This is a genomic window from Leisingera aquaemixtae (assembly GCF_019801145.1).
Taxonomy (GTDB): Bacteria; Pseudomonadota; Alphaproteobacteria; order Rhodobacterales; family Rhodobacteraceae; genus Leisingera; species Leisingera aquaemixtae_A.
The window spans coordinates 1-23,353 of sequence record NZ_JAHVJQ010000019.1 but is presented as its reverse complement, the minus strand read 5'-3'; the positions used below and the strand labels follow the sequence as shown (position 1 = coordinate 23,353).

Below are 23,353 nucleotides of genomic sequence, written 5' to 3'. Positions count from 1 at the left end.
GCATCATGAACGTGAACGCGCCGGACGGCTGGCACCGGCTGAGCGACGGCAGCCAGAACATCGGCGGCGACTACACCACCGCGCCTGCGCAGAACCTGTCTGCCGACGAGCTGTGGGGCCTTGAAGCGGGGGCCAGCAGCACGCTTGGCGATTCCGGCAGCCGGCCCGCACCTGAACCTGCCCCCGAACCGGCACCTGAGCCGACACCGGAACCTGCGCCCGAGCCGGCGCCTGAGCCGGAACCCGCTCCTGATACGGGCTCTGGCGGGACCGGGAACGTCCTGTTCCAAATCCAGGGAGACACGGAATTCAGCGGCAGCAACGCCTCTGTGATCGAGGTTGCGCCAACGGACAGCCTGAAGGCGGATGCCGCCACCATTTCGTTCACCTTCAACGCGGATGACCTGAAGGGGACCCAGGGGCTCGTGTCCAAGGATGCCTCCGGCTATGAGGCCAACGACGGGCATTTCACGGCCTATCTCGACGGCAGCAGGCTGAAAGTCCGGTTCCAGGCGGATTCCGGCGACCAGACATTTGTTGTCAGCGATATCGCCGCAAATACCAGCTACGAGGTCACCGCGGCGTTCGGCGGCGGCAAGGTTGCGCTCTGGATCGATGGCGCGCTTGTCGGCGAAGCTGCGTCGGACATGACCTGGGCAGGCAACGGCGAATTCATGCAGATCGGCGCCAACGGCTGGGCCAGCGGCTCCGGTGAGGCCGGCTTCAGCAATGCCTTCGACGGCACAATCTCGGAATTCACAATTACCGAGGGTTACGCAACCACACCCTCCGAAGAGAGCCAGATCGCGCCCGAACCGGCACCTGAGCCGGCCCCCGAACCGGCACCGGAACCAGCGCCCGAGCCTGAGGATTCCGGCGAGGGCAGCGTGCTGTTCGAGCTGGCCGGGGCTACCGAATTCGATGGCCGGAAAGGCTCGGTGGTCGAGGTGGCGCCAACGGACAGCCTGAAGACGGACAGCGCCAACATCTCGTTCACCTTCAACGCGGACAGCGTCAGCGGCCGCCAGGGGCTTGTCTCGAGGGATGCCGCCGGGTCGGACGCGGACAGCGGCCACTTCACCAGCTACGTCGAGAACGGAAAGCTCAAGATCCGGTTCCAACAGGCCGACGATGAGATGGTCTTCGTGGTGGATAACATCCAGGCCGGCCAGGACTATGATGTCGAAGCCGGCTTCGGGGACGGGCTGGTCGATGTGTGGGTCAACGACCAGCTTGTCGGGGAAGCTGCCATGGACATGGACTGGTCTGCCAGCAATGAGCACCTGCAGGTCGGCGCCAACGGCTGGGCCAGCCAGCCCGGCCAGGCGGGGTTCCGGGACGTCTTCGACGGCACCATCTCCGACGTTCTGATCACGGACCCGGACCTAGTGTCCAATCAGGCCGGCGACCTGTTCTGATCCGGTGCGGAGCCCGGGGGGCGGCGGTTTCAGGCCGCCTGCCCGGACATTCTAACCAGCGGCGCGCCCAGGCGCGCCGCTGGCCGCCAGCCGGTCCAGAACGGCGGTGTAGGATTGAATGACGAACCTCTCGTCGTATTGCGCCTCTATCAAGGCGCGCCCGGCGGCGCCCATGCCCTGGCGCGCGGGCAAGGACATGCGGGCGATCTCCAGCATCGCCTCGGAGAGGCTTCCGGCATCCCGGGGGCGCACGAGAAAGCCGCTTGTTCCGTCTGCCACCACGTCCCGGCAGCCAGGCATATCGGTGGTAATGACCGGCCGGCCGCAGGCCGCGCTCTCCAGCAGAATCCGGGGCGTCCCTTCGCGGTAGTAGCTGGGCAGGACGACGCAATCGGCAGACCGGATGTACGGAATGACATCCCGCACCGGCCCGGGGTAGTCGATAATTCCTTCCTTGGCCCAATCTGAAACCGTTGCCGCCGGAACGGCCGCGGCGCCCGGGGCCTCTGGCCTGCCGATAATCCGGAATGTCGCGTCCGGGAAGGTTCTGCGGACGGCGCGGGCGGCCTCGACGAACTCTCCGATGCCCTTTTCCCAGAGCAGCCGCGCCGCCAGCAGGAAGGCTGGCGGGCCGGGCGGCGCAGGCATGGGCAGAACCGCAAAGCGGGCCAGGTCGACGCCGGATCCCGGCAGCAAGGCCGCACGGCCGGGCGGCACGATCCCGGCGGCCAGGAACTGGTCGCGGTCCTCCCGGTTCTGGAAAAAGACCACGGGCGCGGTCCGGAAGGCGGCCGCGTAGAGTTTCCGGATGCCGGCGTTCAGCAGGGATTGTTTCGAAAACACCGACCCGAGCCCGGTGATATTGGGAATGAGCGGAATGCCCAGATGCCGCGCCGCAAGCCCCAGGTAGAGGTTGTTCTTGATGGTGTAGCTGAGAACCGCATCCGGCCGGATCCGGCGCAGATGGCGGTAGGCTGCAACAAGCGTGGCGGCTTCCCGCGGCGGTGAGACCCCGCGCTGGTCCATCCGGAAGCCGACGACCTGGCAGCCGGTTGCTTCAAGTTCGGCGGTGTATTCGTCGAACGGGGCAAGCAGGACGATCTCATGCCCCTCCTGCTGCAGCGCGCGGATCAGGCCCGCCCGGAAATTGACGAGATTGAACGACGTATTTGCGGAGATCAGGAGTTTCATGCCGCCTGCCCCCGGCGCGCTGCGCGGCGGCGGGGAAAGGGCTTCTGCCGCTGCCGGAGTGTTCTGGAGTTCGCGGGCCCGGAGACGCCGGCAAGCACCGGCTGGCAGGGCAGGAACGGATCACCGGCCTTCATAGCCTGGCCCCTTTTCCACTGCAGCGCTTCACGGGGCCAGCTCTGCATAGATCTGTTCCATGGCCCTTGCGCAATCGGCCCAGCGGTAGCGCCTTGCATGGGCCAGCCCCGCAGCCGCCATCTGATCGCGGGCCGGGCGGGACAGGCAGATGCCGGCGAGGTCGGCGGCAAAGACCTCAGGAACCGTGGTGTCAGTGAGCCGTCCGGCGCTGCCGGCAACCTCCGGCAGCGAGCTGCGGTTTGACGCCAGCACCGGCGTTCCGCTGGCCATTGCCTCCAGAACCGGAAGGCCGAAACCCTCGTAGAGCGAGGGGTGCACATAGAGATCGGCGGCCTGGTAAAGCGCCCGCAGCTCCGCGTCGGACACAAAACCGGCCAGGTGGACACGCTCCTTCAGGCCGGGGGATACCAGTTCCTGCTGCAGCTCTTCATGGTCCCAGCCGAGGCCGCCGACGAGCACCAGATGGTGGGGGATCTCTTCTTTTGCCAGCGCGAAGGCCCTGATCAGCCCCTGGATATTCTTGCGCGGGCTGATGTGGCCGGCGGACAGGATGATCGGCACGCCGCTGGGCACGCCGGGCAGCGCCTGCAGAAGCGACATGTCCGCAGGTTCGGAAAATGCCTCCGACACGCCCTCCGGCACGACGCGCAGCCGTCCCTCGATTGCCGGGCCGACGTAGCCGCGGACCTCATCGGCGGTGGTCTGGGACACGCAGACGATGACATCGGCCTTGCGGACCGCCTGGTCGAGACTGCGCTGCATGACCCAGGGCCGTGTATTGCGGAAGTATTCGGGATGGGTGAGCGGGCCCAGATCGTGAATGGTGACGGCAAAGGGCTTGCGGGTTGCGACCGGGTAGCCCAGCGAAACCGCGTGGACCACGTCCACCGGCAGTTCGAGGCGTGTCTCGATCGGCGGCCAGTCGAGAAAGGTCCACAGCAGCGACGTTCCGCGGCGCCCCAGCCCGGTCAGGCGCAGCCCGGTCTCTGCCGCACGCTGCGCGAACGCGTCAGGGGGCAGCGAACTCCACCCGGCAACGGGAATGATATTGGGGCCGTTCAAGCCGCGCAGCGCAGTAAACAGCTCGCGCGCATAGCGCGCCAGGCCGTGCCCCGCCCTGTCGGCGAACTGGTTGGCGAAATAGGCGACATTGGGAGCAGAGGCGGATGCCGCCGCTCCGGCCGCGGGCCTAGTGGCTTCGAATTGCAAGAGCAGTCCCTCCGAAGATGGCGTTCCAGCGGGTGCGCAGCTGCCTGCGCAGAGTGGCCGGAAGGAACGCGCCCAAGAGGGCGGCCCAGGTGTCGGCGGCCAGCGGCCAGAGCGCGAGCGCCATCAGATAGTGGACGATGGCGCGGCCGCGCCGGTTCAGGTAGTGCAGATGAACCCGCCCTGCCCGGCGGTGGTAGCTGGACAGCGCGGCCAGGCGGACGCGCAGTCCCCGCTGCCGCCTGAGCGGTGCGTATTTCTCGAGAATGCGGCGGTAGGCAGCAAGTTCGCGGGCGGGGTCGGACACGGTCCGAGGGCCGGCATGGTGGCGGAGATCGACCAGCGCTTCCGGCACGCATCCGATCTTTGCGCATTGCGCGAGACGGATCCACATGTCCCAGTCCTGCCGCGCCATGAGGCCCTGATCGAAGCCGCCGGCCTTCTGGAACAGGGCGCGCCGCGCAATCCAGGCCGAGGTCGGCGCAGTCACATCGCTGACCAGCAGATCGTTCAGCAGGTCGCCTTCGGGATAGGCGTGCCGCGGTTCCGAGATCACCGCGCCGCTCTCGGCATCGGTTTCCCGCAGGCCGGTATATGCGGCGCCGTAGCCGGGCCGTGCCTCGAGCAGCTCCACCTGCTTGCGGAGCTTGTCCGGATGCCAGAGATCGTCGCTGTCCAGAAAGGCGACGTAGCGGCCCCGCGCCTTGCCGATGCCTTTGTTCCGCGCGGCATTTCCTCCCGATTTCGGCTGCCCGGTGTAGCGGACGGCAAGCTCCGACGCTTCCGACCATTGCGCCACGCGCTGCCGGGTGCCGTCGGTGGAGCCGTCATCCACCACGATGATCTCGAGATCGCGGAAGCTCTGCGCTTGAACGCTGTCCAGCGCGTCACAGATCAGATGCTCCCGGTTGTGGGTGGGGATGACAACCGAGACTGTGGGATCCCCGTCAGCCATCGCGATCCTCGGCCGTCCAGGCAACCTGCCGCTCCAGATCGGCGCGCGGCACGCGGTTCTGCCGGTCCCAGACCAGCGCATAGGCCCGGAACACGGCCGTCGCCGAATGCAGAGCCGAGATGATTCCGGGGGTGCCGTCGCGGATGCCCAGCTTGTAGAAGTACTTTTTCAGGAATTCCTTGAGCGGTGCCCAGAATATCTGCCAGCCGCGGACCTGCCCGTTGGTTTCCTCGACATGCTTGACCACTTCTTCAAGATAGACTGAGCTTTTCTTCAGGCGTTTCTCGAAATTGTGCTCGTTGAAGTGGATCATCTTGCCCTGGAGCTGGGCGACCCGGTGATCCGGCGCGTCCAGATGGCAGCTTTCGTGAAACATCCCGCCAAACCGGAACAGTTCCCGCCGGGCCAGGTGGATCAGATTCCAGTCCTGCCAGCCGCCCCCGCGCATCGGGCGGTGCATGAAGCAGTTGAGCCTGCGGAACCGGTAGCCGTCCTTCCCGGGGTCGCGGATGGCCGTGCGGATCTCGGCGGCCAGCTCGCGCGACACGCGCTCGTCGATATCCATGTGCAGCAGCCAGTCGCTGGTTGCGGCTGCGATCCCCTTGTTGCGCTGATCGCTGTAATATTCACCCTCCTTGCGGGGCGAGCTCAGGAAGCGGACCTTGGCTCCGGCATCCGCGCAGATCTTTTCGGTGCCATCGGTCGAGCCGTCGTCGACAATGACGATCTCGTCCACCCAGCCGATCAGATTCCGGATGAAGCCGGGCAGATCCTCTTCTTCGTTGTAGGCGATGGCGACAACGCCCAGCGTCGGGGTCATTGGGTCATGCATGTTCATGGGTCAGTCCGAAAACTTTGCAGCAGGCGTGCCGGACAGAAGCTCGTCGAAATAGGCGATTGTCTTGCTCAGGCCTTCTTCGAGCGGAACGGCCGGCTGCCAGTCCAGTTCGGCCTTGGCCTGTGAAATATCCGGGCGGCGCTGCACCGGATCGTCCTGGGGCAGCGGGCGGCGCACGATCTGCGACCGGGCCCCTGTCATCTCGACAATCCGTTCGGCCAGCTCGCTGATGGTGATCTCGACGGGATTGCCCAGGTTCATCGGCCCCGGGCACTCCTTCGGGGTGTCCATGAAACGGAGGATTGCCTCCACCAGATCGCTGACATAGCAGAAAGACCGGGTCTGCGAGCCGTCCCCGAACACGGTGATCGGCTCGCCCTTGAGGGCCTGCACGATGAAGTTGGAGACCACCCGGCCGTCATTGGGATGCATCCGCGGCCCGTAGGTGTTGAAGATGCGCGCCACTTTGATATCCAGCCCCGCCTGGCGGTGATAATCGAAAAACAGCGTCTCGGCGCAGCGCTTGCCCTCGTCATAGCACGATCTCGGGCCAATCGGGTTGACATTGCCCCAGTAGTCTTCGGTCTGGGGGTTGATCTTGGGATCGCCATAGACCTCGCTGGTCGAGGCCTGGAAAATGCGGCACTTCAGGCGCTTTGCCAGCCCCAGCATGTTGATGGCGCCATGCACGCTGGTTTTCGTGGTCTGCACCGGATCGCGCTGGTAGTGGATCGGCGAGGCCGGGCAGGCGAGATTGAAGATCGAGTCCACTTCCACATAGAGCGGAAAGGTGACATCGTGGCGGATCAGCTCGAAATGCACGTTGTCCATCAGATGATAGATATTGGGTTTGGTGCCGGTATAGAAATTGTCGAGGCACAGCACATCTGCACCGGTTGCGATCAGCCGGTCGATGAGATGGGACCCGATGAACCCTGCACCGCCCGTTACCAGTATCTGCTTGCTAATGCTCATTTGGTATCCTCGCTGTTTTTGTTCAGAGAGCCGCCCCCGGCCCGGCCCCGCCTGACGGCGTTGCGTATCTGGATCAAGGCGGGCTGCACGAGCCTGTCCCGGAGCCGGTTGACCCCGAAGCGGAATGTTCTGCGCCGGTATGCTTGCGGCGCGCCCTGTGCGGGGTCCTTGGGGTTGTCCAGGTCAGCGCCGCTATAGCCGAAATGCTGCGCCATCTGCCGGACCGCCGGATGCAGCTCCAGCAGGTAGCCGGCATCGTTTTTCCACTTCTGCTCCGGCCCCGCGCGGGTGCCCGAGCCCATCGCGCCGTCCGGCGCGATCCCGATGAACCGTGCAACACCGCCGAACCCGGCTTCCGGAGACGCTGTCAGATCCTCGTAGCGCACGCGCATATAGCTGCCTTCCGGCAGCATCTGCTCGATTGCCAGCAGGTTGCGGCAGCCGTTGAGCCAGGCCAGCTGCCGGGTCTCCGGATCCGTCCCGAATAGCCTGGCCGCCGAATACATCACCCCATGCGGGTTCCGCACCAGCCCGACGATCTTCACGGTGAAATCGGTTTGTTCGATCCACTCCAGCATCAGGGTGAGCGCCGCCCATTGGGCAAGAATCTGGGGGGATTTCTCGAAGAAGACAGGGGCAGGGCTGCTTTGGCAGAGCGCTTCCCAGCCTTCGAAGACAAGCGCGCGGTCTTCCGCGGGCGGAGCGAATCCCGGAGCGCAGCGCGCCAGCAGATCGACCATCAGCGCGCGCGCATTGTTGCGGCTGCCGTAGCCGTCATAGCGTTTCCGGACCGCAAACAGCGGCCCCGGCAAATCCAGCAGCACGGCCGACATCAGCCACCAGTGGGTCTCCAGATAGCGGTGCGGCGAATAGGCGGCGGTTTCCACCGCCGGATGGCGGCAGATCTCGTTCTGGAACATGGTGGATCCGGAACGCTTATCCGAAAGCAGGATGACGACGGTGGCCATGGGTTTGTCTTCTGCTGGGGCGCCGGCGGGCCGGGACGCGGAAAAGGGATGTTGCGGAAACGAGGCCAATGATCAGGAACAGGAGCATGGCCCCGCGCGGGGTCGAGACGGCGGCGTGGCCGAACATGGCCCAGGGCACGATCGCGACGAGGGACAGGAACAGCGGCTGCGCAAGGAGCTTGTCCAGCGTCCTGCGCCGCTGCAGCGCAATGGTTCCAACATGGAACAGGGCGCGGGCAATCAGGCTTATGTAGAGCAGTGCCGCGATCAGGCCGTAGGAATAGTAGGCCATCGCGAAAACAGCATGGGTGGCCTGGCCGTGCTGTTCGGCCCGGATGCCCGATGCCGTATACCGGACGGCCACGCCCTCGCCGGCCAGCAGAAAGCCCGGGTTCTGCACGGCATGGGTGAAGGGTTCGGAATAGGCCAGCGACCTTTCGCTTTCCCGGGTGTTCTCGTAAGGGCTCTCGAGCATGGTGCCGAAGCTGCGTTCAAGACGCTCGAAATAGAAAACCTGTGAGCCTATGCCGATGAAGAAGACGATGCTTGCGCCGATGGCAACCGGCAAAAGGATCCCGCGCTTCATCTGCCGGAGACCCAGGAAAAAGACGGCGATGACGACCAGGGCGCTGGCCATGAGCGGGCCGCGCGAATAGCTCATCAGAACGCCCATTGGCGCCAGCAGGCAGGCCGCGAACGCAATCCTGCGCCATTTTCCGATCATCCAGGGCCAGCGCAGCAGCAGGGCCGCGAAGGGCCAGCAGATATTGATGAAGGTTGCCCCCAGGATCGACACGCCGACCAGCGTCCGCCCCCGGATCCCGCGCTCAGGCGCGCCGTCAAGCCTCAGCTGGAGCCGGTCGGACGCCGGTTCCAGGAACCTGTGTGAAAAGACCAGATCGCTGACCATTCCCCGGGTCGCGGGCAGGGAGGAGAGGATCATCAGCGATGCGGTCACGATCACCCCCGCGGCTATGGCCTTGAGCAGCAGCTCGATGTCCCCGCGGGTCCGCACGTATGCCGCGGCCAGGAAGAACACGCTGAACGCAAGCGCCGTGCGCCCCATCATGTAGGCAGAATCCAGCAAGGTGCCAAAGCGGATCATGCCCGCGACCTCGCTGGCGAGGGCGATTATGAGGAGTGTGCTGACAGTGCCTGAATACAGCCGCCGCCGCCGCGGCAGCGGGGGAAGTTTCTGCACCGAGCAGAGCAGGAGAAAAATAAGGACATCGGTCAGGTAGACCGGCAGCGGGCCGATCTTCAGATTTGCCTTCGGCACCGCGACGAGCACGAAGACAAACACGGCAAAGAGCTTGATGCCCGGTGTCAGTTCCTTACGCCACATGGACCGGCCTCGCTTCCAGGCTCTGGTAGAGCGTTCTGTGCGCCGCGGCGAAACGGGCGATATCGTATTTTTTCGCCGCCTCGAAACCCGCCGCGCCCATCCTGCGCCGCATCACGGGATCATCCGCCAGCCGCTGCAGCGCGGCTGCGATGCCCGCGGCATCCGAAGGCGGCACCAGCAGCGCTGCAGCGCCGTCGCGGCCGACGGTCTCGCGCAGGCCCGGCACATCCGAGGCGACGACCGGCAGCCCGGCGTTCATCGCTTCGACGGCGGCAAGCCCGAAACCCTCCCACGCCGACGGGATCAGGAAAATGTCCGCCGCCTCAAGCAGGGCCGGCACATCGTCCACATGGCCCATCAGATCCACGCGGTCTTCGATCCCCAGCTCGGCAATCTGGCGCTCCAGGGCCGCGCGCTCGGCCCCTTCGCCGGCAATGGAATAGCGCCAGGCAGCCGGGCCAAGGCGCGCCACCGCGCGCAGGGCGGTGGCATAGTTCTTAGCCGGGGTCAGCCGCCCGGCGGACACGATCCGCAGCGGTCCAGGCCCGGCGGGCCGCTGCGGCAGCCGGCCGAAAGCCAGCGGGCAGCCGTTCTCGATCACGGTGGTGCGCCCAGCCAGCCATGGGCGGGCGGCGAGCAGTTCTGCCTCGACGCTGCCGCTGACCGCGATGACCTTCTCGAAGGCGCGGTAGACCCGGTCGTCGATCAGGCCGCCCAGGGCGTGGCCGCGGCGGCGGTTGGAGGTGCTGTGCTCGGTGAAGACCAGCCGCCCGCGCAGGCGGCCCGCCTGCGCCAGCATGGCGGCATGGGCGCTGGCGGGAAAGAGATGCACATGCACGATGTCCCTGGGCGCGATCCCGCGCGCATAGGCGCCCAGGCGCAGCAGCGCCCGCGGATCGTAGGGGCTTGCCAGCCCCAGCGAGACGGCGCAGTCGAGGCCGCCGGTCTCGCAGGCCTCGAGCGCCACCAGCCGGGCATCGGCACCCGCCTTGCGGAGCTCGCCGTGGAGCAGCCGGGCCATGCGCTCGGCGCCGCCGCGTTTCAGGTCAATGCTGTTGATGATCTGGTGAACCCGTATCGTGGCCTGCGCCCGGGCGGCAGTCTTGGCGGCCCCGGCAGCCGGCACCGCAGCCGCCCTGCCCCGGCCCTGCAGCCTGGCCGCCATGCCGCGCAGGGCCTTGTAGGGCCGCTCCGGCAGCAGCTGCGCCACCCAGCGCTGGCGGAACATCGGGTCGGGCTCGAACCGGTGCCAGGGGACGGGAGTCCAGGCGGGCGGCGCCTCGGCAAGGACCTTCTCGATCAGCGCCTTGTACGCTGCCGCGCATGCGGTGTGCGAGAATCTCTTCCGCGCCGCCGCGGCCCCTGCCCGGCTCATCCCGGCCAACCGGGCGCGGTCGCCGGCAAGCGCCGCGATTGCGGAGGCCGCCGCCTCGGTGTCGCCGGTGTTGCACAGCAGGCCTGTCCGCCCGTCCTCCAGCAGGTAGTCGGTGATCCCGTGCAGCCGCCAGCTGACCGGCACCGCGCCGGCCATCATCGCCTCCAGCAGCGCGTTGGGGCAGCCTTCGAAATGCGACGGAAACAGGAACAGGTCCGTGCGGGCGAGAAATTCCGGAATGCCGCCGGGCAGCAATGCGCCGGCAAAGCGCACCCGGCCATCGGCGGTCCGGCTGCCCAGGGCCGCGCGCAGGTCCGGCTCGTGCTTCCCTTTTCCGGCGATGTCGAGACGGTAGCGGACGCCGAGCGCGTCGAGCCGGTCCAGAATCGGCGGCAGGTGCATGACGCCCTTCTGCCGGTGCTCCAGCCGCCCGAGAAATCCGAGCGACAGCGTCCCGCCGGTGCCGCGGGCACGTGCGGCGGCGGCTGCAAACCGCGCGGCCGATGTTCCGTTCGGGATCAGGTCGACCCGGCCGGGGTCGATGCCGTAGCGGCCGGTGAGCGCGTCCCGCAGCCGGGGCACCAGGGCGATGAAGCGGGCGATGCGCTCCCGCCCCATCAGCGCCATCCGGTACCCCTCGTCAAAGCCGTTGGCGCAGCGCGACAGCACCCTGATCTTTTCCGGCAGATGCGGCAGGGCGCTGAGGATCGCAGGGGAATTGACCCCGATCACGATGTCGACAGCGCTGTCTTCGCACCATTCGGCGAAAGCCATTGCCTGCTGCTTGAGGTTGCGCGTGCCCGCCGCGAGCTGCACGCAGCCGTCGTCGATGAACGGCGGCTCGGTGATCTCAGCCTGATCGCGGCCGGCCGACACGCAGCGCAGGTCGATGCCATGGCGCAGAAGCTCGGGCCGCAGGTTGCGGTATAAAGTGAAGGTGCCGCCGTCTTTCGGCACCGAACCAAAGGCGACCCGGATCATGTCCCGGCCTCCAGCTGGCCGGGCTGCGGGCACGCGGCGGGGGCTTCACCGCCGAAGATCGCTTGGCGGAGCTGCCGTGCCAGCCGGTGCGCGTCGAAATATTCCTCGACCCGGGCCCGCCCGGCCTGCCCCAGCTTGCGTGCCAGCGCCGGCTCCCGGGCCAGCCGCAGAATGCTGGCGGCCATCGCCTCGACATCTCTCTCCGGTGAAAGAAACCCCGTCTCCCCCTGCTTGACGGTCTCGGAAAAGCCGTTGTGATCGGTGACCGCCACCGCGGCGCCCGACGCCATCGCTTCCAGCAGGGAAATCCCCTGGCTTTCCTGATCGCCGTTGTCCGCGGTAACCGAATGCTGGATGAAGACCGCTGCCCCGGCCAGGCGCGCCTTCACCTCGTCATGCGAGCATGCGCCCAGCATCGTTACCGCGGCCTCGAGCCCCAGTTCGCCGATCACGGCGCGGCAGGCCTTCTTCTCGGGGCCGTCCCCGATGATCTCGAGCCGCAGCGACGGATGCTCCCGGCGCGCCCTGGCAAATGCGCGGATTGCCAGGTCGGGCCGCTTTTTCCGGGTGAGCCGCCCCACCGCAATGACCAGGCCGGGGTCCTTGCGGGTGTCCGCCGAAAACTCGCCGACCTCGATGCCGCACGGGATGACCGTGATCTTGCGGCCCGGAATGCCGATGCCTTCGAGGACACCCGCGAAATGGCGCGACCCGCAAAAGAAGCCCTGGGCGCTCTGCGCCAGCATCCGGTAGGCAAACCGCATGTCCCGCCGCCGCCCGAGGACCGTTGCATCATGACCGTGGAAATTGACGAACAGCGGAAGCCCGGCCTGGCGGCAGAATACACGCAGCGCGCAGCCGGTGGTGCCGAATTCTGCAAGAACCGCCGTGGTGCCATGGGCCTGCAGGAACGCCCCGAGCCCGGCCTCCTCCCGCCGCGACAGCGAAGCGCGGTAGCCCGTCCGCAGGAACCTGGCCACCGTCCCGAGCCGGTTGCGCTTCGGCTGTCCTTGGAGGCGCACGCAATGGAAGGGAATAGCGGCCGCCGGCGGCTGCGCGCACGCCAGGCCGATGCCGACGGTCTGGCCCGGTCGGACCAGCCGCATGTGCTGCCGGACATAGGTCTCGGCAACGGCATCCGGATTCTGGGTCGCGATTGCCAAGCTCATCGGCCCCCCTCTTTCTCGGCGCTGCAGAGACGGCCGTAGAGCGCATCGCACAACAGCTGGATCCGCGGCGTCAGGAACGACGGCTGACGGACCCGGGGGCTGAGCCGGCGGGTTGTGAGCGGGAACGCCATCCAAGGCCGCGCGAGCCCGACCGACTGCGTCAGCGCTCCCATGCATGCGTCCGGCTTGGCCAGCAGGGAGCGGTAGTCCAGCGGCCGGATCCGGCTGTCCCCGCTGAGGCCGAGGTTGAAATACTCCTCGTTCCGCCGCAGCCAGTAGAGTGCGTAGATATCCCGCTGGCGGGCATCGCTTCCTGGCTCCGCGCCGCTGATCTCACCGGCCGAGGCATGGATGTCCTGCCACAGGTCTTCGAGGTCCCAGTGATTGCCCGCATCGGTCTCGACGCGCCGGGACACCGCCTCGAAATCCCCGCCCCACTTGCGCATCATCGACGCAACGACCTCATCCGCCTGCCGGAACATCCAGACCGCCCGGGCGCCTTCGACGGCATCGAGGATCTCTGCCGCCCGGTGCGACGCCAGCAGCGAGCGGGCGACAGCGAACCGGCCGCGGGCGGCTTTGAGCCGGGCGCGCAGCTCCGGCGGCGGCGGCCAGACCGTCTTGCCCCGGTCAATCGACAGATCGCTGAATTCGCCGAACACGACCGATCGGGGGTCGGCGCGGAACAGGCGCTCAAGATGCGTGGTGCCGCTGCGCTGGCAGCCGAAGATGAACAGCGTGGCCCTGGGCCGGGCCCTGGTCAGGCCGTGGAGGACCCGCTTGCTGCCTTCGAACAGCTGAAAGGACTGCGCGGAGATGCGGTATTCGAGTGAATTCCTGATGCGTGCCACGGTCAGGGGATGCTGCATCGGCCGCCTCCCCTATCCCTGGAGCGGGGCCGGTGCGGCCGGTCCTGCGTCCAGCCCGGGCCCCGCCTGGCCATTGGCCCGGCGGGGCCCGGCGGCGCCGTCCTGATCTGTCAGATCCGAGTAGGAGCCGGTCCCGCTGATCCGGCCGGCTTCCAGGGTGATCACCGTGTCGCAGCTCTGCACGGTCGCCAGACGGTGTGTCACCATGATCAGCGTCCGCTCTCCGGCCAGCTCGCTGATCTGGTCCATCACCAATGTCTCGGTGCTGTTGTCCAGCGCGCTTGTCGCCTCGTCGAAGGCAATGACCTTCGGCTGGGTATACAGGGCCCGGGCAATGGAGATTCGCTGGCGCTGCCCGCCGGAGAGCCGCACGCCGCTTTCGCCGACGAAGGTGTCGTAGCCTTCGGGAAGCTCCTCTTTGATGAAGGTGTCGATCTGGGCCATCCGCGCCGCCTTGCGCACGCGGCCGAGATCGACCTCGGCCTTGGGGAGGCCGAAGGCGATGTTCTGTGCCACCCCGGTGTCGTAGAGGAAGACCTCCTGCGGCACATAGCCGACATTGGCCCGCCAGGCGCGGATCTGGTCGTGATCCAGTTTCTGCCCGTCGATCAGCATTTCGCCTTCAGTGGGCTCGATCAGGCCGAGAAGGAGGTCCAGCAAGGTCGTTTTTCCGGCACCGGTCTGCCCGACGATGCCGAAAGACGTTGCGGCAGGTATGGTCAGGCTGATGTTCTTCAAGCTGGGTTCCGCGGCGCCGGGATAGGTGTAGGACACGTTGCGCAGTTCGATCGATTTTGCGAACGGCATCGGGTCGATCGCGGACCCGGGCAGCTCCGGGAGATCGGAGCTGCCGGCCAGATCCTGATGAATCGCCTCGGCGGCAGCGGCGCTCAGGCGGATGGCAACGACCGCTGTGTAGCCCTTCTGGAAGGCAGGCATCATGCGGTAGACGGCAAGAGCAAAGACGCCGATCACCGGCAGCACGGACGCCATGCCTGCGCTGCCGATCCCGCCGCTGCGCTGCATCAGGGCGAGGGTAAGAATGACAATCCCCCCGATCGCAAACAGCTCGATGACGAACTGCGGCACCTGGCGGACCGTGTTCGATGCGGCGCTGAACACCGCGAACTTGACGGAATGCGGATGATAGCTGCTGATGAGCGATCTCTCCCGGTTGAACAGTTTCGCCAGCTTGCTGCCCCGCAGCGCTTCCCAGGCCACGCGGTAGCGCGCCCGGTTTTCATCATACATGACCTGGCCGAACTGGTTGGTCAGCCGCCGGACCGTCATGAAGAGAATGGAGTAGAGGGCGCCGAATATGCCCAGCGACAGCAGCGTGATCGCCGGGTCGACGTAGAACAGGAGGGCCAGCATTAATAAGATCGACACCAGCGACTGCGCGATATTGAACAGGGACCGGAACACGTCGCCCACCACGCGCCCGGTCTCGGCAAGCATGTTCGACACCAGCTCGCTGCTGTGGCGCTGCAGCATGAATTCATAAGGCTGCCGCAGATAGGTCTCCAGAAGCCGCGCCGACAGGCTGTGCTTGCGCATCTCCAGCCAGCGGTTCACCAGGTAGAGCGTCAGTATCTTCATGACGGCGCTCAGCAGGAGCACCAGCACGAACACGGCGCCGATGGCGATGGCGAAACTGTCCGCGCTCTCGAACCCGCCGGCCGAATAAGACCACGACAGATACCTGTTCTCTTCAATCAGCTCCGGATTGCCGATGATCCTGAGGAAGGGAAAGATGAGGCCGACGCTCAGCACTTCCGCGAAACCGCGCAGGCAGATGAGCGGCATCAGCCTTAAAGCCGACAAGCGCTCTGCGGGCGCCAGAAGGGAAAAGACGGTTCCCAGGCCTTTCATACCGAACCCCCACCGGCAGGGCTGGATGTCAGCTCACGGTGAGGGGCGATAAGCAGATGATAGGAAAACTGCCCGAACATTTGGACGCGGAAACTCACCAAGAACTCTTTTCCTCCTAACGGCACACAAGGACAGCCGGGGCTGCACAATCCAAACAGCCTTTTCGCCCCGCAACACAACCGTACTGGCAAATACCCTACTAAGACTGTTTCTGTTCGGGCAAGTATCAAGGCTCCTGGCGGAAAAGGAACGACCCGGTTGCGGCAAGCCCGCGGTCCTCCAGTATTTTCCGGATCCGAGTCCGGTAATCCGGCCGAAGGTTGTGCACCCGCGTGCTGTGAACCGAGAAGACGTTCCGGGATCTGTTCTCGACCAGCGTGATCATGCTGTCGACCGTTTCGTCATCCATCTTCCGGCTGATCCCGGCCACGGGTTGCAGCCCCTCGTCGAACAGGTTCGGCCAAGCGCCATGGCGCTGAGTGACATAGGCGTAAATCAGCATGAATTCCGACGCTTTCCATCCGGCCCCTTTGACCAGCGGCTTATGCCCGAAATACAGCTGAACGGGTCCCAGCTTTTCCTCGACCCCGGCCAGGCAGCCCCTCAGAACATCCGCCCGGACGCAATAGGGCGTTGTGCTGGGGGGAATGGGCGCCGCATCGGACGGCGCGGGAATTCCAAAGGTGCGGAAGGAATTCTTCAGCCACTTCCGGTGCGCCTTGCCAGGCATTTCGAGGAAGCTGAGAGCCTTGCCCTCTTCGGAGATGAAATCGGACCGGCTCACCTTGCTGACAAAAAAATTCTTGGCATCGAGTATCAGGACAAAACCGTCCGGCACCAGCCTGGCGGCGCAGAGCTTGAAAGCCTGCTGCATGAGCCACCCGTTATTGCCCCGCCACCCGGATTTGACCCGGAATGGAATCCTGTCCCGGTTGTGAATCACCGCACGCTTCACGGCGCCGGCAAAACCGCCGGCCCGCTTCGAGATGATTTCCTCCGGTTCGACAATCCGGACGCGGTCCGCAAGCTCCCCGTACAGGGGCACCATTTCGCGGACCAGCCGCTTGCATTCCTGCTGCTGCCGGTCATTGACGATGATATGGATTGCAGAAATGTCGCCGGGCTCAAAAAACGCAGCCACGGACTGAGCCTGCAGCCTGAGGTTCCTGAGCTCCTCCAGATACACCACAGTAACGAGCGTTATTTTCTGTGTCATTGGAACCGCCGCTGGCCGCCTGCCCGCTCAATCGGGCCGCTTCGTTTGATGACGGGCACCCTAGCTGAAATAGCTGCCGTAGCGGCGTTTGTAGGTGAACTCGTTGTCGGTGTACTTTCTGGCCTGCGACTGCGACACCAGCGTGAAGACGCATCCCGAGACATGCGCATTCATCGAGCGCAGCTCGCGCAGCCCTTCGCGCACGGCGTTCTTGCTGGTGTGGTTCCAGCGCACCAGGTAGATGACCGTATCCGACAATCTTGCCAGCAGCCGGGCGTCCGTCACCGCCAGGGTCGGCGGGGTGTCAAGGATCACCAGATCGTACTCTTCGCGCAGTTGCTCGATGACAGCGGTGAACCGCTCGGAAGACAGAATGTCGGCCGGGCTTTCGCAGAGCTTTTCGGACCGGGAGAGGGCGAGGATATCCAGGCCCGAGCCCGGCTCCCTGGTGAGCGCTTCCGCGAGTGTGCACTCCTTGCGCAGATAGCTGGCCAATCCGGGACGCTTGTCCCGGAGCAAGCGGTTGCGCCGCAGAAAGGAGGCGCCCCATTGGCCCTGGTCCTGTTCGGTGACCCCCGGAAACTTGGAGTAGACGATGGCATTCTGGTCATCCCGGAAGTCGCAGCAAACCAGGATGGTCCTGCGGCCGGTGCCCTGGCTGGCGAGCCCGGTCAGAAAGGAAAGCGAGCTTTTCCCCTCGCCGGGAACCGAAGACGTGAACATCACCACCTTGGGCTCGCGGGCCGGGTCGCTGTAGAGGATGCTTGTCCGCAGATTGCGGATGCTTTCCGACAGCAGGCTCTTCGGGCGCGACATGAATTTTTTGCCGAGCGTCTGCAGGTTGCGCCGCATGCCGGTCATCGGGATCGAGTTCAGCACCGGAAGCTGCGACACGTCGGCCAGATCGCGCGGCTCCCTGATGACCTGGCTCGTGTGCTCGCGGATCAGAAGCCAAAGGAAGCCCAGCAACAGGCCGCCGCCGACCGTGCCCAGCATGGTGCGGGCGCTTACCTCGAAATCCGGGCTCGAGGGCGCGTCGGCCGACGACAGGATGCGGGCGCCAGCCGATTGCAGGCTGGCCTGTTCGGTGATTTCCTTCTGCCGGGTGACAAAGGTTTGCAGCAGCGTCTGGTTGGACAGGACCTCACGCTCCAGCCGTTCGATGGCAAGCTCGTCCGCCGTCTGCTCGATCGCCGTCACCTCGAGCGTGCGCACCATGCCTTCGAGCTGGGTTTCGCGCTGTTCGAGCGATTCCACCTCGAATTCGAGAGCCGCGACGATATAGCCGGCCTCTTCGCGGATGCTCTCGTAAAGCTGCTCCAGCAGGGCCGAGTTGCGCATGTTGTTCCGCTTTGCGCTGCCGCCCGCGATGGCATTGTCGCCGGCCATGTTCTCGCGGATGCTGATCTCGCGCCGGCGGAACTCCGCGATCAGGGCGGATTCACGGAACTCGGTGACCGTCCAGAGGTTCTCCTCGGCGGCGAGAGCCATCCTTGCCCGGTCCCGGCGGGCCCGGGATTCCGCGATGCGCAGGCGGATCGAGGCAAGCTCCTGGTTCAGGGCAGTAAGCTGGACGCTTGTCATCTGCGAGCTCTGGGCCTGCCTGTTGGCCAGCTCCAAGCGCGCGGTTTCCAGGTCTTCCTCCGATGAGGCGACGTTTTTCTTCAGTTCCTTGATGCGTTCGTCGACCAATTCGATCACCGTGACGACATCCCGGTTCTTCGAGGCCTTCAGGAAGGCGATATATTCATCTGCGACCGTGTTCACGATCCTGGCGGATTGTGCCGGATCGAGGGAGGAGTAGCTGACCTCGATGACCCCCGATCCATTGACCTGGTAAATGCCCATGTTCGCGCGCAGGCGGCCGATTGCATTGCGCATGCCCTGGGCATACTGCTCCTCCGCTGTCGGCGGCACCGCCTCGGCGGCCGGGGCGGGGGCGGCCAGCCCGAGTGCCTCCAGCGCGTCATTGACGGTCTCCTTGGCCAGGGACAGGCCGCTTTGCGGTGTCTCCTCGGGGGCCGCCGCAACCGTGCCGTCTGTATCGAGCGTGACGAGCTCGAGGCGCTTGACCACCTGTTCGAGCAAGGTGGTCGAGTTCAGGATCTCAATCTGGTTCCCGATCGTGGTTCCGCTTTCCGGTTTGCTCAGGACATTTGAAAGATCGACGATCTGGACCGGCTCGGGCTCGAACAGGATGCTGGTGGAGGCCGTGTAGACCGGCTCCTGCCGGGCCACGATGACGATGCCGATCAGCATCCCGATCAGCCCGCAGCCCAGGATCGAGAGCTTGCCCCGCCACATGAGGGCCGCGATTTCCCGCAGGTTCAAGCCGTTATCGGCTGGATTTTCATATACAAGGTCGAATGATTCAAACTCGGGGGCTCTTGCCTGACCCGATCCTAGACTATTCACTTTAACTGGCCTCGCAACTTGTTAACTGGCCTCAAAACTTGCGGCATATGCCTTTATATATATCCCGGTGCCCGATAAGCCAAAGTTCCATGCAACAAACTGTCTCCGGCTGGATTGAAGCCGCTTGCGGCAGATCCGCCTGCCTTGGGGTGCCGGAAGGCCTTTGAACAGGGCTGCTCTGCAGCGGCGGCGGCGGGGCGCTCCGGCCTGGCCTGCATTCCGGACTTCCCTTCTCGCGGCCGGCTTGATAAAATTAACGGTGCGCCGATAAGGCTCGGCTTGGGGGATTAGGGATCAGATTGACTTGCTCATGCTCGGCTCGGGTCATGAGGCTGCCAATTTCCCGCACCACCTGCGTCTAAAGGCGAATACATCTGAGTTTCCCGCGAATTTCTTGCGGGAAGGGTAACTGGCCCTACACTGTTTTAAAGGGGCCAGTGTTTTTGAGTTTCCCGCGAATTTCCTGCGGGATGGTTAATTGACCTCGCTTTGGGGGGGGGGACATGAAAGAGATATCGGGGCTCTCATCGCCAGAGCTCGTGAAGGGGCCGTCGCCAGACCGGGCCCGAAGCTTGGCTTCTTACGCGGGCGGCAGATCATTCCTTGTATCAAAACGGATATTCGACATTGCCGTCAGCCTGCTCGCGCTGCCTCTGCTGCTCGTGATTTGCGGCGTGCTGCTTGTCCTGAATCCGGTTTGGAACAAGGGCAGCCTCTTCTTCACGCAGCGGCGCACCGGCAAGGACGGCAAGGATTTCGTCATGATCAAGTTCCGGTCGATGACGTCCGCGGGCTCCAAGCAGCGCGGGGCCGACGATTCTCTGGAGCGGCACCGCATCACGCCGCTGGGGCATTGGCTGCGGCGCACGAAAATTGACGAAACCCCGCAATTTCTCAATGTCCTGAACGGGGACATGAGCCTAGTCGGGCCGCGTCCGGAACTGGCCGCGTTCAAGCAGACCTATCTTGCCGAGATTCCGTTCTATTCGCTGCGTTGGGCGGTGAAGCCGGGCATAACCGGCTATGCGCAGGTCATACAAGGGTACACGGACAGCATTGAGATGGTGCGCCAGAAATCGGAGTTCGATGACTATTACATACGCAACATGGGGTGGCGGATTGACCTGCACATCCTGGTCAAAACAATCAAAGTCATCTTTGCGCCGCACTCGGAATCCTGAAACGGCGCGCCGGGCCGCGCCCGCTCCAGCTGACCGGCGGGCGGGTGTGCAGCTTTGGCAGTAGGAAGCAGCTCCCGATGACGGCCTTTCGTTTTCCGCATGCACTGCTTCTGGCATTTGCCGCTTCGAGTGCCGTGCTGGCCGTCATTGCCGGTGTTGTGCCCGAGGCGGGGCGGTCGCACTCGACGGCGCGCAATTTCCATTCCAGCGACCTCAACTGGCAGCCCGGCGGGGATGTGACGGACGAATTCGCCCGGTTTGCGGCGAAGACAATCCGCCCGGGCGAGAATTTGGTTCTCGACCATATGTACATCCTGAATGCCGGAGCGGGAATCCAGCTGCCCGACGGCGTCACCCTGGCGGCCCGGAACGGCGGCGGCTTCGACCTGCAGAATACCGATGCCTCGGACCGCAGCACGATCCTGATGGGCAATGGCGGCACCCTCAACAACATCACGATCACCGCCAGCGGCGCCCCCGACACCGATTTCGAGGGCCTCAAACCGGAGCGCGGCGTCGATTTCCACCGGGCCCGGGCGATCGGCATCAGCGGTGTCGACAACGTCACGGTCATCAACAGCACCTTCTCGGGCAATATCGGACAGTTCCTGGATGTCCACGACAGCGCCAACCTGATTGTCGAAGGCACCCATTTCACCGGCGCGCGTGCCCAGCTGCGGATGAGCGGCGACGTGGCGGACGCGCTGATCTACCGCAGCCGTTTCGAGGGCTCGGTCGGCGACGGCATCAAGACGCTCGATGGCGACATTTCCGGCACCCGGGTGATCGAGAGCCTGTTTGAGAACAACACCCGGGACGGGATCGACACCACCGGGGGCTTTCAGAACGCGGTGGTCAAGGACACGGTGTTCTACAACAACTTCAGCGCGATGGACATCAAGTCCCCGATCCATGATGCCGGCGACCTGACCCGCACGCATGTGAACAGCAACATTCTGCTAGACGGTGTCCATATCGCCGGGTCGGGCAATGCGATCGTGACCACCTTCACGGATTACACCGGCAAGGTCACGGCCGCGACCGCCGACAGCTATATTCCGCACGGCATCACGGTGACCAACACCACCTTCGAGGATATCGGCGTGGCCTTCCTGATCAAGGACGGCTACAACATCACCTGGTCGGATCTGACGTTCCGGAATGTGGACAGCGAAGCGCGCATCATGAACGTGAACGCGCCGGACGGCTGGCACCGGCTGAGCGACGGCAGCCAGAACATCGGCGGCGGCTATACAACCGCGCCTGCGCAGAACCTGTCTGCCGATGAGCTGTGGGGCTTTGATGCCGGTGCCGGGAGCCGTTCCCCGTGATCCCCGGTCTGGCTGTTCCGGTCCTGAGCTCCCCGCTTTGCAAGCGCCCTGACGGGGCAACGCAACGGCTAGGGAGCACACCCATCTTCAAGGCGGACGGAAAAATGCGGCTTTGCGTACAACTGGCAGAATTAGGCAATGTCTGAAACGGGTGCTCCAAAAGTCAGTATCGGCCTGCCTGTCTACAATGGCGCAAGGTACCTGGCTGAGGCGATCGAATCCGTCCTCGCCCAGGATTTCGAAGACTTCGAGCTGATCCTTTCCGACAATGCCTCGACCGATGAGACCCCGGATATCTGCAAGTCATTTGCCGCGGCGGATCCCCGGGTGAAATATGTGCGCCATCCCCGGAACATCGGGGCAGCAAAGAACCACAATTACACCTTCCTTGCCGCCTCCGGCGAATTTTTTCAGTGGTTTGCCCATGACGACGTTCTGGGACCGCAATTTCTATCCCTGTGCCTCAGCGAGTATGAACGCCGCGATGCCGAGCCCATGCTGGTCTATCCGAAGTTCGAATTCATTGATGAGAACTCGAACATCCTTGACCGGCCGAAGAGGACGGTGGTGGCCACGGCTGAAAATGCCTCGGCGCGCCTTGTGCAGACACTGGATTCCATTGGTGCGATGATTGAGGTCTACGGCCTGTTCCGGAAAGCGTCCCTGGCCAAGACGCGGCTGGTTGGCAGCTATGTCAGCTCCGACTTGTTCTTCCTGGCCGAATGCGCACTGATCGGGCCCATCGTTTGCGCGGAGGGGGAGCCTCAGTTCTTCCGCCGCATGCACGGCGGCAGTTCACGGCAAGCCAACATAACCGATGAAACGGTTCTGCAATGGTTCGATCCCGATGCAGCAGTCAGCAGGCCCGCCGGATGGAGGGCGCGGTCGTATAATTATTACCTGCAGAGCGGTGTCGAGGAATACATGAAGGCTGTCCTGCTGGTCAGGGACATTCCCTTTTCACAACGTGCCGGTGCCTTCGGGGCATTGCTGGCCCGCCGCATCCGGAAAAAATTCCGGCCGCGCAGGAAGCCTGTGCGCAAGTATTCCCGGTCGAAGCCGTAAAGGCGCTGCCGGCGCAATCCTTCAGAACGGCGGGATCCCCGGCCGGGGATCCCGTGCTCGCTTGCAACAGCCCGGGCGCATGGTCCGGGACTGTGCTCCGGTTCAGCCCCGCGGCGGTCAGAAGATGAAGTCGCTGGCGTCAAGCATACCCTCAGCCACACCTGCCAGCGTCATCGTGTTGCCGAGGCCATCCGAAATCACCGCCTCAGACCCGCCGGAGAGGTGATTGGCCTGCAGGTCGGCGAAGCCGGTGATCCCGGAGACGCCGCTGAGATCGATCAGGTCGCCAGCTTCAAAGTCGGCCACCAGATCGGCGCCGCCCGAGAACACCAGCGTATCCGCACCCGCGCCGCCATGCAGGGTATCGCTGCCACTGCCGCCGTGCAGAGCATCTTTGCCGCCGCCGCCGCGCAGGTCGTCGTTGCCGCTGCCGCCGCGCAGAACGTCGTTGCCGCGGCCGCCGTACAGCGCATCGTCGCCGCTGCCGCCGCGCTCCCTATCGCGGCCGCCGCCGCCGCGCAGCGTGTCGCCGCCGTCTCCGCCGATGATCAAGTCCTTGCCGGCACCGCCGCCTATCTGGTCGCTGCCGCCTCTGCCGTCGATGGTGTCATTGCCGCTGCCGCCGAAAAAGTCATCCTGGCCATCGCTGCCCATGATAAAGTTGTCGCCGCTGAGATCGTCGGGCTCGCCGCCGCCATCGCCAAGCGTGCCGCTGGCCCCCGCTTCAAAGCCCCACAGCTCGTCGGCAGACAGGTTCTGCGCAGGCGCGGTGGTGTAGTCGCCGCCGATGTTCTGGCTGCCGTCGCTCAGCCGGTGCCAGCCGTCCGGCGCGTTCACGTTCATGATGC

Annotated in this window: 18 protein-coding genes; 4 read left to right on the top strand and 14 right to left on the bottom strand. The window is 64.9% G+C overall.

Annotation, left to right across the window (positions count from 1 at the left end):
• On the top strand, positions 1-1,418 hold a 1,418-nt coding region (locus KUW17_RS22710), incomplete at its 5' end, for a LamG-like jellyroll fold domain-containing protein (protein ID WP_315899422.1).
• 51 nt (positions 1,419-1,469) lie between these two features.
• Here KUW17_RS22710 and KUW17_RS22705 read toward each other — a convergent pair.
• The 13 genes from KUW17_RS22705 to KUW17_RS22645 all read right to left on the bottom strand — a co-directional run bounded on the left by KUW17_RS22705 (position 1,470) and on the right by KUW17_RS22645 (position 18,844).
• Positions 1,470-2,609, bottom strand: coding sequence for a glycosyltransferase family 4 protein (locus KUW17_RS22705; protein ID WP_222482585.1), 1,140 nt, complete (start codon positions 2,607-2,609; stop codon positions 1,470-1,472).
• 162 nt (positions 2,610-2,771) lie between these two features.
• Entirely contained in the window at positions 2,772-3,953 is a 1,182-nt protein-coding gene (locus KUW17_RS22700) for a glycosyltransferase family 4 protein (protein WP_222482584.1), read from the bottom strand.
• Complete coding sequence (locus KUW17_RS22695; protein WP_222482583.1) at positions 3,934-4,905, bottom strand: glycosyltransferase family A protein; 972 nt, start codon at positions 4,903-4,905, stop codon at positions 3,934-3,936. The genes KUW17_RS22700 and KUW17_RS22695 overlap by 20 nt, the downstream gene beginning before the upstream one ends.
• On the bottom strand, positions 4,898-5,743 hold the full coding sequence (locus KUW17_RS22690) for a glycosyltransferase family 2 protein (RefSeq protein WP_226431633.1): 846 nt from the start codon (positions 5,741-5,743) through the stop codon (positions 4,898-4,900). Before KUW17_RS22690 ends, KUW17_RS22695 begins: the two co-directional genes overlap by 8 nt.
• Positions 5,744-5,746: 3 nt before the next feature.
• Complete coding sequence (locus tag KUW17_RS22685) at positions 5,747-6,718, bottom strand: UDP-glucuronic acid decarboxylase family protein (protein WP_222482582.1); 972 nt, start codon at positions 6,716-6,718, stop codon at positions 5,747-5,749.
• Complete coding sequence (locus tag KUW17_RS22680; protein WP_222482581.1) at positions 6,715-7,686, bottom strand: sulfotransferase; 972 nt, start codon at positions 7,684-7,686, stop codon at positions 6,715-6,717. The genes KUW17_RS22685 and KUW17_RS22680 overlap by 4 nt, the downstream gene beginning before the upstream one ends.
• Complete coding sequence (locus KUW17_RS22675) at positions 7,655-9,031, bottom strand: O-antigen ligase family protein (protein WP_222482580.1); 1,377 nt, start codon at positions 9,029-9,031, stop codon at positions 7,655-7,657. The genes KUW17_RS22680 and KUW17_RS22675 overlap by 32 nt, the downstream gene beginning before the upstream one ends.
• Positions 9,021-11,387: a glycosyltransferase family 4 protein gene (locus KUW17_RS22670; protein ID WP_222482579.1), complete on the bottom strand. Its 2,367-nt coding sequence runs from the start codon at positions 11,385-11,387 to the stop codon at positions 9,021-9,023. Before KUW17_RS22670 ends, KUW17_RS22675 begins: the two co-directional genes overlap by 11 nt.
• Positions 11,384-12,556, bottom strand: coding sequence for a glycosyltransferase family 4 protein (locus KUW17_RS22665; protein ID WP_222482578.1), 1,173 nt, complete (start codon positions 12,554-12,556; stop codon positions 11,384-11,386). The genes KUW17_RS22670 and KUW17_RS22665 overlap by 4 nt, the downstream gene beginning before the upstream one ends.
• On the bottom strand, positions 12,553-13,425 hold the full coding sequence (locus KUW17_RS22660; protein WP_222482577.1) for a sulfotransferase: 873 nt from the start codon (positions 13,423-13,425) through the stop codon (positions 12,553-12,555). Before KUW17_RS22660 ends, KUW17_RS22665 begins: the two co-directional genes overlap by 4 nt.
• 12 nt (positions 13,426-13,437) lie before the next feature.
• Positions 13,438-15,231 (bottom strand): ABC transporter ATP-binding protein, encoded by a 1,794-nt coding sequence (locus KUW17_RS22655; protein WP_222482576.1) that lies wholly within the window; start codon positions 15,229-15,231, stop codon positions 13,438-13,440.
• Positions 15,232-15,523: 292 nt separating this feature from the next.
• A complete protein-coding gene (locus KUW17_RS22650) occupies positions 15,524-16,513 on the bottom strand; it encodes a DUF6492 family protein (protein WP_222482575.1) in 990 nt (329 codons plus the stop codon).
• Between the two features lie 60 nt (positions 16,514-16,573).
• Positions 16,574-18,844, bottom strand: coding sequence for a Wzz/FepE/Etk N-terminal domain-containing protein (locus KUW17_RS22645; RefSeq protein ID WP_222482574.1), 2,271 nt, complete (start codon positions 18,842-18,844; stop codon positions 16,574-16,576).
• Positions 18,845-19,431: 587 nt separating this feature from the next.
• Here KUW17_RS22645 and KUW17_RS22640 point away from each other — a divergent pair.
• From KUW17_RS22640 to KUW17_RS22630, 3 genes are all read left to right on the top strand, one after another.
• Entirely contained in the window at positions 19,432-20,109 is a 678-nt protein-coding gene (locus tag KUW17_RS22640; protein ID WP_222482573.1) for a sugar transferase, read from the top strand.
• 77 nt (positions 20,110-20,186) lie between these two features.
• Positions 20,187-21,440: a right-handed parallel beta-helix repeat-containing protein gene (locus tag KUW17_RS22635; protein WP_222482572.1), complete on the top strand. Its 1,254-nt coding sequence runs from the start codon at positions 20,187-20,189 to the stop codon at positions 21,438-21,440.
• Positions 21,441-21,578: 138 nt separating this feature from the next.
• The gene (locus KUW17_RS22630; RefSeq protein WP_222482571.1) at positions 21,579-22,505 is read left to right on the top strand and encodes a glycosyltransferase family 2 protein; all 927 of its coding nucleotides are present in this window, start codon (positions 21,579-21,581) and stop codon (positions 22,503-22,505) included.
• A gap of 117 nt (positions 22,506-22,622) precedes the next feature.
• Here the strand turns inward: KUW17_RS22630 and KUW17_RS22625 are convergent.
• On the bottom strand, positions 22,623-23,353 hold a 731-nt coding region (locus KUW17_RS22625; protein ID WP_222482570.1), incomplete at its 5' end, for a calcium-binding protein.

Excerpts from the sequence above, each read along its gene's own strand:
- KUW17_RS22705 (WP_222482585.1), bottom strand. The coding sequence starts at position 2,609 with ATGAAACTCCTGATCTCCGCAAATACGTCGTTCAATCTCGTCAATTTC.
- KUW17_RS22695 (WP_222482583.1), bottom strand. The coding sequence starts at position 4,905 with ATGGCTGACGGGGATCCCACAGTCTCGGTTGTCATCCCCACCCACAAC.
- KUW17_RS22690 (WP_226431633.1), bottom strand. The coding sequence starts at position 5,743 with ATGAACATGCATGACCCAATGACCCCGACGCTGGGCGTTGTCGCCATC.
- KUW17_RS22685 (WP_222482582.1), bottom strand. The coding sequence starts at position 6,718 with ATGAGCATTAGCAAGCAGATACTGGTAACGGGCGGTGCAGGGTTCATC.
- KUW17_RS22680 (WP_222482581.1), bottom strand. The coding sequence starts at position 7,686 with ATGGCCACCGTCGTCATCCTGCTTTCGGATAAGCGTTCCGGATCCACC.
- KUW17_RS22675 (WP_222482580.1), bottom strand. The coding sequence starts at position 9,031 with ATGTGGCGTAAGGAACTGACACCGGGCATCAAGCTCTTTGCCGTGTTT.
- KUW17_RS22670 (WP_222482579.1), bottom strand. The coding sequence starts at position 11,387 with ATGATCCGGGTCGCCTTTGGTTCGGTGCCGAAAGACGGCGGCACCTTC.
- KUW17_RS22665 (WP_222482578.1), bottom strand. The coding sequence starts at position 12,556 with ATGAGCTTGGCAATCGCGACCCAGAATCCGGATGCCGTTGCCGAGACC.
- KUW17_RS22660 (WP_222482577.1), bottom strand. The coding sequence starts at position 13,425 with ATGCAGCATCCCCTGACCGTGGCACGCATCAGGAATTCACTCGAATAC.
- KUW17_RS22655 (WP_222482576.1), bottom strand. The coding sequence starts at position 15,231 with ATGCCGCTCATCTGCCTGCGCGGTTTCGCGGAAGTGCTGAGCGTCGGC.
- KUW17_RS22650 (WP_222482575.1), bottom strand. The coding sequence starts at position 16,513 with ATGACACAGAAAATAACGCTCGTTACTGTGGTGTATCTGGAGGAGCTC.
- KUW17_RS22640 (WP_222482573.1), top strand. The coding sequence starts at position 19,432 with ATGAAAGAGATATCGGGGCTCTCATCGCCAGAGCTCGTGAAGGGGCCG.
- KUW17_RS22635 (WP_222482572.1), top strand. The coding sequence starts at position 20,187 with ATGACGGCCTTTCGTTTTCCGCATGCACTGCTTCTGGCATTTGCCGCT.
- KUW17_RS22630 (WP_222482571.1), top strand. The coding sequence starts at position 21,579 with ATGTCTGAAACGGGTGCTCCAAAAGTCAGTATCGGCCTGCCTGTCTAC.